The following is an 11,950-nucleotide window of genomic DNA, read 5'->3' on the forward strand; positions in this document are numbered from 1 at the left end:
GGAGGCCTCTGTGACGGACGAAACCGCCCTGCTCGCCGCGGTCGTCGCTGCCCCGGACGACGAGACGCCGCGCCTCGTTCTTGCCGACTGGTGGGACGACTATAACCGCCCGGACCGGGCTGACTTCGTCCGCATCGAGTGCCAGCTCGCCCGTCTCCTCGCCGCCCACCCCCACCCGTACCAGCTGGTCGCCCGAGCCCGCTCGATGCTGTGCATCTCCGACCGCGAGTTCCGCTTCGAGGGGAATCTCGACCCGGCACTGGAGGAGCAGGACCAAGAACTGGTTCGGCTGCGGGGCTGGGATTGGGATGGAGGCGTGTCTTCGCTCGTGGAGTACGTCGGCTTCCGGCGGGGGTTCGTTGAGGAGGTCGGGATGAGCGGTCGCGCGTTTCTACGCAGCGCCAACGAGATGTTCGCCCGCGCCCCGGTCCGCCACGTCAGCTTCTCCCGCACGCCGACGGCGCTCCTGCCCGAGCTGACGGCCTGTCCGTACCTCGGCAGGCTCCGGTCGGCCAGCTTCGCACACAAGGCCATCGGCCCAGCCGGGGCCGCGTACCTCGCGCGGTGCCCGCATCTGTGCAACCTGGAGGAGCTCGACCTGACCCACTGCCGCATCGGGGACGGCGGGCTGGCTGCGATTGCAGGCTCGCCGCGCCTGACGCGGCTGACCGCCCTCGACCTGTGGAACAACGACCTCTCCGATGCGGGGGCGGACACGCTCATGTCGTCTCCGGTATTGTCCCGGCTGGCCTACGTCCGGCTCGGGGTCAACCGGTTCAGCAGGGAGAGCGAGGGTGCTTTGCGAGAGTCGTTCGGGTCGCGGGCGGACTTCCGGATGCCGGGCGACCCGTGAAGCTCGACGTTCACTGCCGCCCTCGCCTCCCGCATCGTCCTGAACGGCTCGTACCGCCGCCACCCGCGCTCCTCGCGCCAGCCGCCCCAGAGTGTTCCCTCCTTGAAGAGCCACCACTGGTTCTTCATCCAGCTTCGCACCGCCCACCGGCCGTCGGTGGTCGTGTAGTGGCCGGCGCCGAGTCGACGCCAGCCGATGTGGTTGTTCATCGCCTCCATCGTGTGTTGTGAGCAGGAGAGGGGTCCAGCCTGCGCCGCCCCATGCCAGATACCGTTTGTCCTGAAGGGCTTGTGTCACAGCCGACCGCGAAGAGATGTCAAATCATTGACAAGAACTTTGAGTAGAAACCCCGGGCGGCGAGGGTCAAGCCGCGAGCCACCTCGTCACCTCCGCGGCCGGAATCTCGCCCACGTCCTTGTACCCACTCGGCGGATGCCGGACGGTCGCGCTGACGCCTTCCCGACGGAGCAAGGTCACAATCGACGCGGCGGCGCGGGTGCCGGCCGGGTCGTTGTCGAACGCCACCACAACGGGCTTGTTCAGGACGGCGAGCTTGAGTGCCTGCGGCACGGAAAGGTCGGTCCCGAACCCGGCGACAGCGACGACGCCCGCCTCGGCCGCGCGGAGCACGTCCGTGACGCCCTCGACCAGCAGGACGAACGGGCTGACGGACCGGACGGCCGCGGCGTAGTTGAACAGGTAGTCGCCCTTCGGAAAGCCCTGGGGGAACCACCACCTGGGCTCCCCCCGCGCGCAGCTGTCGGCCGGGTGGTGGCACTTCGAGCAAGTGCCGCAGGGCGGCTTCGTCGAGCGGTAGACGGCGCCGACGCAGGCGTGGCCGCGGTCGTCGTACACGGGGGCTACCGCCCACCCGTACCTCCGGGACTCCCCGATGTCGTAGCGGTCGAGCACGGCGGGCGAGAACCCCCGGCTCAGGAAGTACGGGGAGGGGAGGAGGAGCCGCCGCCGGACTTCCGCACGGGTCAGCGACAGGGTCGGCCGCGTCGGCCGCTCAGCGGGTTGGCGGACGGCCGTGGGGCGGTCGCCCTCGCGGGCGAGGAAGTCCTCGACGAAGGCGACGGCCTTGGCCATCGTCGCCGGCCGGTCGGGGTCGCCCGTCAGCGCCCCTCGGACCAGCCCCAGGAGGTTCCCCTTCAGCTTCGCGGCCTTGTGACACCTGTGGGAGTGGCAGGCCCAGTAGACGGGGAACTTCTCCCCGTCGGTCCCCACCACGAAGTTCGTGTCCGCCCCCTTGTGGACCGGGCACCGGCCCCGGAAGCGGTCCCCGCCCGGGTAGCCCTTCACCTCGCACCCGAGCTCGGCCAGCAACTCGTCCAGTCGGCCGGACGCCAGCACGGCAGCGGACAACTCGTTGTTGGCCGCGTTCCAGTTCTCCATCTAGCTCCTGTTGCTCCGCTGGTAAGGCGGGAAGAGGGGAGGAGAGGCGAGGGGCGGGCCACCCCGCGACAGCCCCCACCCTTCCTTCCGCCTTACCCGCAAGGACGTGTAGCCTGTCGGTCGGCCTCGTTTGGCGAGTTTGACCTCCCGTGGCGAGCCGGCCCATGCCGGTCGCTCCGAATCATCTACTGAAAGGGTAATCGTTCCCAACTGGCTCAACTGGCGGCACGAAATCCCGCTACCCGGCGATTTTCCGGCTCACCCCGTAGAACGCCCGCAGCATTGCGATGGCCGCGTTGTGCCGGCGGCGGACGGTCCCCCGGTCGAGCCCCAACGCGACCGCCACCTCCCGGAGCGAGTACCGCTCCCAGTACGTCATCCGGACCACGACGAACTCGTCAGGGGCGAGTCGACCGAGGGCCTCGGGGAGGGCGTCGACCCACTCCCGCTCGACCCGGTCGTAGGGGCTCCCCCCGTCCCGCCGGAGCCGCCGCTCGGCCCCGGGCGTGAGTTCCTCCCGGCGAACCCTTCTGCGCCGCCGCTTGGCCTCCCGCCGGAGCCGGTCGAGGACCCGGTACTCCAGCTGGGCCTTGAACAGGTTGGCGAAGTGGCCCCCCAGCGGGAGCCGGTCGTGGCACTTGGCAGGGTCGAACGTCCGAAACAGTCCCCGCGGCCGCGACCCAGGGAAGCCGAGGGTCGTGTACATCGCCTCGACGAACTCCTCCTCGGTGAGGCGGTCGCGGAACCGGGGGTAGACCGTCTTGAAGGCGAGGTTGAACAACCGCAGGGGGTTGGGTGGCGCCCACCGACACCGCTCGGCCGAGTAGTAGTCTGCAAACTCCCGGTACAGCCGCTTCCTCGCCGCGGCCGACGCATGGTTCGTCTGGCTCATCAAGCTGACACGCTCGTCCCGGCCTCCGTCTCACCGGCCGACAGCTGAGACACTTGAGACAGCTGAGACGCGGCCGTCCCGACCAGGGCCAAGGCCCTGTACAGCTCAGCCCGGGACTTCCCCGTCTCGGCCTGCCATGCCACAAGTCGCTCCGGCGCCGGCAGATGGGCGATGCGGCCGGCCACCTCGACCTCCTGGGCGTTCCTCTGCGCGCGGACACCGAAGCCGCCCAGCGGAGCAACCACCCGCTCCTTCATCCGGCTCTCCAGCAGGTCGAGCCAGTGTGTCACCGACGACCCGTTCTCGAACTGGATGCGGTCCTTGAACGTGTTGACCAACAGGCGCAGGTCGAGGTTCCGCCGCAGCCGACTCGACCGAGCGATGATTTCCTCGGCCACCTCCGAGCACTCGTCCGGCGACAGCGCGTATGGCCCGTGGTCGTGCCCCTTCCGGGCGATGACCCGCATCAGCGCCGCAACCTCTTCGTTGGTAGGGAGATACTGCAAGCACGGAACGCGGGTCTTGATGGCCCGCAGCTGCGGGAGGTCGTCGAGCCCGCAGTTGGCCACCAGGATGATGCCGCCGGTGAAGACGAACTCGTCGCGGAGGGGGCCGGTCTGCCAGCACACCAGCCTCTCCTGCTTACCGTCCCGGCCGACCTGCCCCCAGAGGGCCGACCGCAGAACGCCGGACGTGGTCTTGTCCGCGAACATGGCCTCGGCGTCCTCGATGACGTGGACGGCGTCGGGGAAGTCCCGAAGGAGCTTGAACAGGCCCTTGCCCGTCAACCGGCTGTTCGTCAGCTTGTAGGGCGTGCCCAGTTGCTGGAGGGTCTGCTCGACCGTGTAGCTCTTGGAGGTGCCGCCCTCACCCCACAAGTAAAACCCGGTCTGATACCCCTCGGCCACGCCCTGGACCCTGTCCCGGATGAGTTGCTGCTTGTGCTCCAGGGACTCCAGCAGGGCGGCGTCCCGGTCGTCGGTCGTCAAAGTGTCTCCTGGTAAGGGGTTAAGGGGGCGGTCTGCGCCGTCACGGCGCGCACCCGCCCGTTGGGTCGATGTTGACCCGCTCGATGGTCAAGTCGTTGGCGTGAGTGTTAGCCGGGTCCGATTCGTCCGCGCGCAGCCGGGAACGCCGGCCCCGCTGCACGACGCCTACGGTCAACTTCTGTCCAGCTAGGTCTTGGTCAGTCGAAGGGTGGGGGTCACCACCGGTCGCGGTCGGGCACGTCGGCGCCCGGAATCCCGCGGGTGAACGGCAGGTACTCCTCGGTCCGCTCGACGTGGTGGAAGGTGGCGTAGCCGCTCGCGGTGAACAGCCGGACCTGCCCGTAGCTCCCGGCCTCGATGTCCCACCCGTCCGGCAGGACCGCGGCGAGGTAGGACTTCGTCTCGCACCACACCTTTGCCACGAGCGACTCGTTCTCGACCTCGACGCCGCCCTTGAACATGGCGACCCGGAGGAGGTCCAAGTCGTCGTGCATGGCGTCGTAGTCGGCCTCGACCATGTCGATGCCGGCCCGCAGCAGGACCTCGAACACGGTCCGCTCGGCGTCCACAGCCTGAACTTCCTGCTCATTCTCCCTCGCGCTCGTCCTCAAGCTCTTGTCCCTCCAGTAGTTGCGCACCCCGGCCCAGGCGGCGTTGTTCCGCTGGAGCGCACGGCCCCGAGGGCCTACGAGGTGCTGGTGTGGTTGTTGACCCGAATCGAGCCGACCGGCCGATTGCGGCAGGGCTCGTTCGTCGAGGTTTCGCCTGATGGTAACCTGACTTTGAGGTCTGTCAACTAGCTCCCGCGGCTAAATCGACCGCGAGCGTCGCAGCTGACTCGCGTCGACGCGAGCGGAGAAGTCGTTTCCACCCCCATTGACAGATTCACAACCCGTGGTCTGATACAGGGGTCTACGGACACCCCGTGGCCCCCGTCCAAGGAGAGAGAATGCCGAAGAGGAGCGAGACCATCAGCGGCCGAGAACCGGCGGGCCGAGCGGTCCTGCCCGTCCGTGGGTACCTCTTCTTGGCGGAACTCCGGATGGAAGTCTCCGCCCGGGTCCGGGTGAAGCCCTGCCCGGACACAATCACGCGGTACGCGGAGGTACTGGCCGACGACCAGAGCTTCAGCCCGGTGGTGGTCTTCCGCGACCCGGACGGCGTGCTCTGGCTGGCCGACGGGTGGCATCGGGTCGAGGCCGCGAAGGTGGCCGGGCGGGACAAGCTCGTCTCGGAGATTCACGAGGGAAGCGAGGCGGACGCCTTCTTGTACGCCGCCCAGGCCAACCTGAAGCACGGGCTGGCTGCGACCAAAGCCGACCGCAAGCAAGTCGCCACCCTCCTGCTCAGGAGCCCGGAGTGGGGGGCGTGGGGCGACCGGGAGATTGGCCGTCTGAGCGGGCTGAACGACAAGACGGTAGCCACACTCCGTAAGGAGCTATCCGCGGAAAATCCGCAGAAGCCATCCGCGGAAATTCCGCAGATGAGGGTTGTGCGCCGGAAGGGCACCACCTACACGATGGCGACGGGTCAAGCAAAGACGGCGATACCAAACACCAGCGGTGCGTCCGTCTCGAACTCACCCAATACGGACCAGCGACCCGAAGTCCCATCCACTCCGGTGGTTGAGGGACCGGCCGACCCTGCCCCGCCGATTCACGACGCCGCGCCCGAGCTCGTGTCGGCCCCACCGAGCGGACCACCCGTCGATGTTGCCCCGCCCGCGCCCGCGGCACGGACCCGGGACTGGGCGACGGACCCGTTGGACATCGACTTCATGATTGACAGCGGGCTGCTGTTCGAGCTCAACCGGAGGGTGCTTCACCCATTCGGAATCCGCTTGGTCGTCCGGGTTGCCGACACCGGGGAGAAGTCGTGGGGGTTGAAGGACTGTCGGTCCGACCCGCGGTCGTTGTCGTTCCCCCCGGCAGTACAGGCGCAGGCGGAGGAGAAGTTCGCCCGGTTCCTTGAGGCGTTCGGACGGGCGCAGCTCGACCGGCCGGCGCGAAGAGAAGAAAGTATTGGGTCGTGACGTGGCGGCACCGAATACATCACGATTGGCATGGTGATGCCCGCCACCGCTCGACGGGCCGATGGCGTGTTGGGCGACAGCTCCGAGCCGCAATGCTTATAAATGTAATCGGTTAGGACCGATTTCGGCCCCGTTATTCAACGCATCTAATCACGAGTTTCTCGTCCTCGGCCCACCTTTTATTTCAACGTATTGACAGATGCGGAAACCGTGGTCTGATACGGACGGCGACTACCCGTACGAATCCACCCAACGCCCTCCGGTTCGAGCCTGAAGTCCACACTCCGGCTCGTCGCAGCCGTCGCGGGCCGTCCCCGCGCAGGGTGAGTCCTCGGCCCGACCTCCATCGTCGGTGGTAGCATCGGCCCTGGCGCCACAGGGGCATCTGACAGAACTTGAGCAGCGAGGTCATCCACGAGGCCCATGGGCCGACGTGCCCCGCTGCGCGCCTTCATCCCCCTACCTGGAGAGCATCATGCTCAAGTACGCTTGTTCGGATACGGCGATGGACACCGCTTACCACGAGGCCGGCCATGTGGTCGCCGGGATGGGCCTCGGGTGCCGGCCGGAGGAGGTTTACATCCGCGAGGACTCGTCCGGCGGGGTGAGGTGGCTGGACTGGGCCGAGGGCCAGTCCATCGCCCAGGTCCGGCGGGAGCTCGTCCACCTCGTGGCCGGTCCGCTGGCCGAGTTCCTCCACGAGGCCGAGGAGTCGATGTACACCCGCTCGCGCTGGGCCGACCGACTTGACCCGGGCGACTGGGAGGTGTCGTGGCGCTTGCTGAGCGCCCGCATCCGCCGCGGCGAGACCGGGGACGAGGCGGCGAGGTGCGACACGGCCGAGGCCTGGTTCCTCGCCCGGGAGGTGTGCCGCCGGTTGACGTTGCACGACGCCGGGAGGTGGGACGAGCGGCGTGTACGGGCCGACATCCTGCACCAGCACGGCCGGGCCGACTTCTACTGGGTGACCGGGCCGTTCGTCGCCGTCCGCGAGGGCGACCCGTCGGCTGACGAGTTCGAGATGTTGGGCGACGAGGAAGACAGCGAGATGTCGTTCCGGCCCACCGGCCCCATCACCCCGCCCGAGGTCGCCCCGGCCGAGGTGCTGGCGGAAGTCGTCCGCGCCGAGCGGTGGGCCGAGCGGCTGTTGCGGCGGCGGTGGGCGGCGGTGACAGCCGTGGCCGAGGCCCTCTACCGGAGCAAGAGCGGGTCGTTGACGGGGAAGCGGGTGCAGACCCTCATCTCCTCGGCCGACCGCTCGTCTCGAAGCAGGGCCAAGAGGGCGTCAGCATGAGCCGAGTGAAGGAGGACTTGCTCCACGCCGAGGAGGACGCCGAGTCTGCGGCGTGGACGGCGAGCCCGGAGGGTCGGGCCGAGAAGGAACGAGCGACCCGGGCACAGGCGGCGGCTGACGCGGAGCGGGCACGTCGGGAGCAAGCCTGGGCGTCCGAGCGCCCGGTCGAGTGGGCCGAATGGCAGCGGTTGCAGCCCCTGCTCGTCCCCGTCATCGACTTCGGGGGCGACATGCGGTTCGACTTCGACAACTTCCTGATGGAGGTCGGTCGAGCCCCCTCGCCTGCTCACCGGGTCGTCCGCAAGGCCAAGGCTCTCCCGTACAAGCAAGGGAACCTGCGCTGGAAGGCGGCAACCCCGCCGAAGACTAACCCGTCACCGGCGCCTTCAAGGGCTGCGGCCCAGGCTGCGAGCGACTTCCTCACCAAGCAGGAGGTTGCAGACCGCCTTCAGGTCTCGACTCGGACGGTGTCCCGGTGGAGGTCTGAGGGCCTGCTGAAGGAGTTCCGCCGGGGGCAGGTTCTCCGCTTCAAGCTGGAGGACGTGGAGGCGTTCGAGGCGAAGGGTCGGAGTGGGCGCCGATGAACAGCAACCACAGCAGCAACCAAGGTGTGCAGCAACCAGAAGTGAGCAAGCCAGTCAATGAAAAGCCGCCGCAAACCCTGCGGCGGCTTTATGTTAGCGGAGAGGGCGGGATTCGAACCCGCGGTAGGGTTTTACCCCTACGCCGCTTTAGCAAAGCGGTGCTTTCGACCACTCAGCCACCTCTCCGTTCGCCGCGGACTCAGGCCCGCGACGACGTACCGCAATCTTAGCACCCGACCCCGGGCCGACAATCCGCCCGGTCGCGTTTTCGAACACCTCACGCGGTCGCCAGGCACTCTCGTAGGAATCGCACGCCGTGCTCGATGTCGCGGAAGCGGTCCTCCTGCGACCCCACCTCGCGCTCGATGCACAGCGGACCGCGGTATCCCACCCGCTTCAACGCCTTCACGAACCCGGCCGTGTTCGTCTGCCCCGTGCCGAGCGGCACCTCGGCGCCCCACACCCCCGGCCGCGGCGGCCGGTTCGCGTCCTTCACGTGGACGCTGCGGATGTCCGGGGCCAGCAGGTCGAGCACCGCCAGCGGGTCGTCCTTGTCGTAGAGGAGCATGTTCGCCGGGTCGAAGTTCACTTTCAGGTTCGGACACTTCAGGTCGTCCAGGGTTCGCCGCAGCAGCGCCGCCGACTCTTGCCCCGTCTCGAACGCCACGGTGATGCCAGCGCTGCCGGCCAGTTCAGCCACCGTCGTGAGCGTGTCCAGGAACGGCTTGCGGTCGTCGGAGCCGACCTCGGGGATGAAGCCGGCGTGCAGCATGAGGTCGCTCAGGCCCAACTCCCGCGTGCGGGCCAGAGCCCACTTCAGGCGCGACAGGCGGTCCGGGCGCGTGGCCGGGTCGCCGAAGCCGCCGGTCTTCTCGATCGTCGCCGGGGTGGTGTAGTCCTCGCCGGGGAAGCCGAGCATTGCCCCGCTCATGCGGAATCCGGCCGCGACCGCCGCCGCGGGCATGGCGTCGCCCTCGGCCCAGGAGGCGTGGTGCGGGTCGCCGCACGCGATCTGCACCACGTCGACGCCGAGTCGGTCCAGGAACCCCTTCAACTCCGGAATACTCGTCACCTGCAACGACCAACTGCACACCCCGATCGCCAGCGGCTCGATGGCCATTTCCGTCTCCGATTTCGGTTCGCGGCTCGTGCGGTGATTATGGCGAGCGCCCCACCCGTCCGCCAGCGCCTTTCGCCGGGGCGACACCCGACGTATACTCGCCCTCGTCCGTTCCTCCCACCACCGGGTCGTCATGTCGCACCGCACCACCCGCCGGCGCTTCCTCGCCGCCGCCCCCGCCGCTCTCGCCGCCCCGATGTACGTCCGGGCGCAGAACGCGAACAGCCGGCTGAACCTGGCCGTGATCGGTGTCGCCGACCGCGGCGCGGCGAACCTCGCCGGCGTGCAGCACGAGAACGTCGCCGTCCTGTGCGACATCGACCCGGCCCGGCTCGACGCCGCGAAGGCCCGCTTCCCGATGGCGGAAACGTTCATCGACTACCGCCAGCTGTTCGACCGCGCGAGCAACCGGTTCGACGCCGTCGTGATCAGCACGCCGGACCACTCGCACTGCCTGCCCGCGGCGCTGGCCATGACCCGCGGCAAGCACGTCTACTGCGAGAAGCCGCTGGCGTACTCCGTGGCCGAGTGCCGGCTCATGCGCAAGCTCGCCGTCGAGCGGAAGCTCGTGACGCAGATGGGGACGCAGATTCACGCCGGCGACAACTACCGCCGCGTGGTCGAGATCGTGCGGGCGGGGCTGCTCGGCAACGTGCGGCGGGTTCACGTGTGGCTCGCGGGGAAGCCGCCGGCGGGAGTGCGGAAGGGGCCGAAGGCCAGCCCGAAGCTCGACATCGACCTGTGGGCCGGCCCGTCCACGACGCCGCTGTTCGACGCCGAGCACCCCGGCAGCCCGCACGCCAGCCCGAGCCGCCCGTGGCCGCACTTCCACTGGCGGTACTGGTGGGAGTTCGGCGGCGGGCAGCTGGCCGACTTCGGCTGCCACTTCATGGACCTGCCGGCGTGGGCGCTGAACCTCGGCCTGCCGACGCGAGTCGAGGCTACCGGCCGCAAGACGTACCAGGGCGACAACACCGTCCCCGACGTGATGCAGGTCGATTACCGATTCCCGGCCGCGGCCGGCCGCGGCGAGGTGCATCTGACGTGGTACCACGGCGTCCAGGGGCCGGCGCTCGACGGCTCGGTGCGGCACGAAGGGTTCGGCTCCGGCGTGTTGTTCGAAGGCGACAAGGCACAGCTGCTGGCCGACTACGGCAAGCTGCGCGTGCTGCCGGACGCCGCCGCGCGTGACTTCAAGGCGCCGCCGCGGTCCATCCCGGCGTCGATCGGGCACCACCGCGAGTGGACCGAAGCGGTGAAGACCGGCGGCCCGACGACGTGCAACTTCGACTACTCCGGCCGGCTCGCGGAGGCGGTGTTGCTGGGGAACGTGGCCTACCGCGCCGGCCGACCGATTACTTGGAACGCCGAGACGGGCCGCACCGACTCGGCGGACGCGGACCGCTACCTGGCGCGGGAGTACCGCCGCGGGTGGGAACTGCCCGGCACCTGACGCCGCCGGTTCGCCTTGCCCCACCCCCGCCGTCGTGCTATTCCCCCCTCCCACGCGGGAGGGTACGCACATGGCGGAGGCGAAAAAGGGCGGCTGGCTAAAAGCCGCCGTCGTCGGCGTGTTGGGCCTCGGCGGCGGCGCCGCCGGCACGTACACCACCGCCCTGATCGACAAGGTGGTCAAGCCGCCGCTACCGGTCGCCAACTTCGCGGCCGCCGCGGACGGCCTCACCGTCACCTGTCAGAACCACGCCACCGGTGAGACCGGCTGGTGGGACTTCGGCGACGGCAGCCCGCTCGAGCCGTTCACGCCGTCCGTCCCGTCCGTCACGCACACCTACACCAAGGCCGGCAACTACAGCATCAAGCTTGTCGTCCGCAACTTCACCGCCGACGAGAACGAGCGGTCCGTGGGCGTGGAGGTGGGCGGGGGCGCGAAAACCGGTCCGCGCCTGCTCCCGAGGATCTCGACGTTCGCCGTCAGCCCGGTGTCGTCGGCCTCGGTCGCGCCTGCCACCTTCCGCCTCACCGCCGACGTGTCCGACGCCGACAACTGCGTCTTCGACTACGGCGACGGCCGGCTCGAGGTCGCCGGCGGCGGCAGGATCGACCGGCTCGTCACGTTCGATAAACCAGGCGCGTTCCCGATCCAGCTGATGGCGCACAACGCCACCGCCGCCGCGAAGCAGGCCCAGTCCGTGAAGGTGGACGCGCCCGCCGAGGGAACACTCGTCGCCGTCCTGCGCGTGCTCGACAGCGGCACGCGTGTCGAGCGGCAGACGCACAACGAAACGGTCGCGGTGCCCGCCCCGAAGGACTCGCGCCGGGCGGCCTTCACCCGCGCCATCCCGGCGCGGCCGGGGGCGGTGCTCGTGAGTGCGGTCGCCGCCGGGAACGTAGCCGGCGTGCGAAACCTCCGGGTGGAGGTCAGTGCCGACCGAAAGTCCGCCGTCGTGACCGGTGAGTGGGCGGGGAAGGGCGGGTCGGACGTGCTCGTGCCCGTGCAACTCGTCGAGGAGCGGACGACGACCGTGCAGGGGATGCCGGAGACGATCACCGGCGTGTTCGCCACCTTTGGCAGCCGCACGACTCTGACTCTCCCACTGCCGCCGGCCCCGACCGGAATCGCGAACCCGCGTCGCAAGATGTCACTGGAAATTCGTCAGTCGGGTCCCGCCGGCACCGGCCGCGTCGTCGCGGCGGCGCCGGACGTGACGTTCCCGTGGACCGGCCGCGTCGCCGCCTTCGTGCCGGTGCGGGCCGAAGTGGTCGGCGGCCAGGTCGTGCTCACCGCCGGCAACTGATCCGCTGTCCGCCGGGGGTGGGGTCGCTAAAC

At 69.1% G+C, this 11,950-nt stretch carries 11 protein-coding genes and 1 tRNA gene; 6 read left to right on the plus strand and 6 right to left on the minus strand.

Features of this window, described 5'->3' with window-relative positions:
* Positions 1-10 precede the first annotated feature (10 nt).
* Positions 11-853 (plus strand): TIGR02996 domain-containing protein, encoded by an 843-nt coding sequence (locus tag ETAA1_RS12490; RefSeq protein ID WP_202920847.1) that lies wholly within the window; start codon positions 11-13, stop codon positions 851-853.
* A gap of 363 nt (positions 854-1,216) precedes the next feature.
* On the opposite strand, the gene ETAA1_RS12495 is transcribed toward ETAA1_RS12490, so the two are convergent.
* From ETAA1_RS12495 to ETAA1_RS12510, 4 genes are all read right to left on the minus strand, one after another.
* A complete protein-coding gene (locus ETAA1_RS12495; RefSeq protein ID WP_145238417.1) occupies positions 1,217-2,251 on the minus strand; it encodes a toprim domain-containing protein in 1,035 nt (344 codons plus the stop codon).
* Positions 2,252-2,489: 238 nt separating this feature from the next.
* Entirely contained in the window at positions 2,490-3,143 is a 654-nt protein-coding gene (locus ETAA1_RS12500) for a sigma-70 family RNA polymerase sigma factor (protein ID WP_145238420.1), read from the minus strand.
* On the minus strand, positions 3,143-4,132 hold the full coding sequence (locus ETAA1_RS12505) for a hypothetical protein (RefSeq protein WP_145238423.1): 990 nt from the start codon (positions 4,130-4,132) through the stop codon (positions 3,143-3,145). The genes ETAA1_RS12500 and ETAA1_RS12505 overlap by 1 nt, the downstream gene beginning before the upstream one ends.
* Positions 4,133-4,347: 215 nt before the next feature.
* Positions 4,348-4,683 carry a hypothetical protein gene (locus tag ETAA1_RS12510; RefSeq protein WP_145238426.1) on the minus strand — a complete coding sequence of 112 codons (336 nt, stop codon included), beginning with the start codon at positions 4,681-4,683 and terminating at the stop codon, positions 4,348-4,350.
* 398 nt (positions 4,684-5,081) lie between these two features.
* Here ETAA1_RS12510 and ETAA1_RS12515 point away from each other — a divergent pair, with 398 nt between their 5' ends.
* The 3 genes from ETAA1_RS12515 (at position 5,082) to ETAA1_RS31860 (ending at position 8,042) form a co-directional block, all read left to right on the plus strand.
* Positions 5,082-6,164 (plus strand): ParB N-terminal domain-containing protein, encoded by a 1,083-nt coding sequence (locus ETAA1_RS12515; protein WP_145238429.1) that lies wholly within the window; start codon positions 5,082-5,084, stop codon positions 6,162-6,164.
* Between the two features lie 475 nt (positions 6,165-6,639).
* Entirely contained in the window at positions 6,640-7,458 is an 819-nt protein-coding gene (locus ETAA1_RS12520; RefSeq protein ID WP_145238433.1) for a hypothetical protein, read from the plus strand.
* On the plus strand, positions 7,455-8,042 hold the full coding sequence (locus ETAA1_RS31860) for a helix-turn-helix domain-containing protein (RefSeq protein WP_202920848.1): 588 nt from the start codon (positions 7,455-7,457) through the stop codon (positions 8,040-8,042). The genes ETAA1_RS12520 and ETAA1_RS31860 overlap by 4 nt, the downstream gene beginning before the upstream one ends.
* A gap of 97 nt (positions 8,043-8,139) precedes the next feature.
* Here ETAA1_RS31860 and ETAA1_RS12530 read toward each other — a convergent pair.
* Both ETAA1_RS12530 and ETAA1_RS12535 read right to left on the minus strand, forming a co-directional pair.
* Positions 8,140-8,228: transfer RNA gene (locus tag ETAA1_RS12530), tRNA-Ser, on the minus strand.
* Positions 8,229-8,319: 91 nt separating this feature from the next.
* The gene (locus ETAA1_RS12535) at positions 8,320-9,162 is read right to left on the minus strand and encodes a sugar phosphate isomerase/epimerase family protein (protein ID WP_145238436.1); all 843 of its coding nucleotides are present in this window, start codon (positions 9,160-9,162) and stop codon (positions 8,320-8,322) included.
* A gap of 133 nt (positions 9,163-9,295) precedes the next feature.
* Here ETAA1_RS12535 and ETAA1_RS12540 point away from each other — a divergent pair, with 133 nt between their 5' ends.
* Both ETAA1_RS12540 and ETAA1_RS12545 read left to right on the plus strand, forming a co-directional pair.
* Complete coding sequence (locus ETAA1_RS12540; protein ID WP_145238438.1) at positions 9,296-10,615, plus strand: Gfo/Idh/MocA family protein; 1,320 nt, start codon at positions 9,296-9,298, stop codon at positions 10,613-10,615.
* A gap of 70 nt (positions 10,616-10,685) precedes the next feature.
* Complete coding sequence (locus tag ETAA1_RS12545; RefSeq protein ID WP_145238441.1) at positions 10,686-11,918, plus strand: PKD domain-containing protein; 1,233 nt, start codon at positions 10,686-10,688, stop codon at positions 11,916-11,918.
* The last annotated feature ends 32 nt before the right edge of the window (positions 11,919-11,950 follow it).

Origin of the sequence: Urbifossiella limnaea (genome assembly GCF_007747215.1) — a bacterium.
GTDB lineage: Bacteria > Planctomycetota > Planctomycetia > Gemmatales > Gemmataceae > Urbifossiella > Urbifossiella limnaea.

Coding starts and splice junctions, on each gene's coding strand:
- ETAA1_RS12495 (WP_145238417.1), bottom strand. CDS start 2,251: ATGGAGAACTGGAACGCGGCCAACAACGAGTTGTCCGCTGCCGTGCTG.
- ETAA1_RS12500 (WP_145238420.1), bottom strand. CDS start 3,143: ATGAGCCAGACGAACCATGCGTCGGCCGCGGCGAGGAAGCGGCTGTAC.
- ETAA1_RS12515 (WP_145238429.1), top strand. CDS start 5,082: ATGCCGAAGAGGAGCGAGACCATCAGCGGCCGAGAACCGGCGGGCCGA.
- ETAA1_RS12520 (WP_145238433.1), top strand. CDS start 6,640: ATGCTCAAGTACGCTTGTTCGGATACGGCGATGGACACCGCTTACCAC.
- ETAA1_RS31860 (WP_202920848.1), top strand. CDS start 7,455: ATGAGCCGAGTGAAGGAGGACTTGCTCCACGCCGAGGAGGACGCCGAG.
- ETAA1_RS12535 (WP_145238436.1), bottom strand. CDS start 9,162: ATGGCCATCGAGCCGCTGGCGATCGGGGTGTGCAGTTGGTCGTTGCAG.
- ETAA1_RS12540 (WP_145238438.1), top strand. CDS start 9,296: ATGTCGCACCGCACCACCCGCCGGCGCTTCCTCGCCGCCGCCCCCGCC.
- ETAA1_RS12545 (WP_145238441.1), top strand. CDS start 10,686: ATGGCGGAGGCGAAAAAGGGCGGCTGGCTAAAAGCCGCCGTCGTCGGC.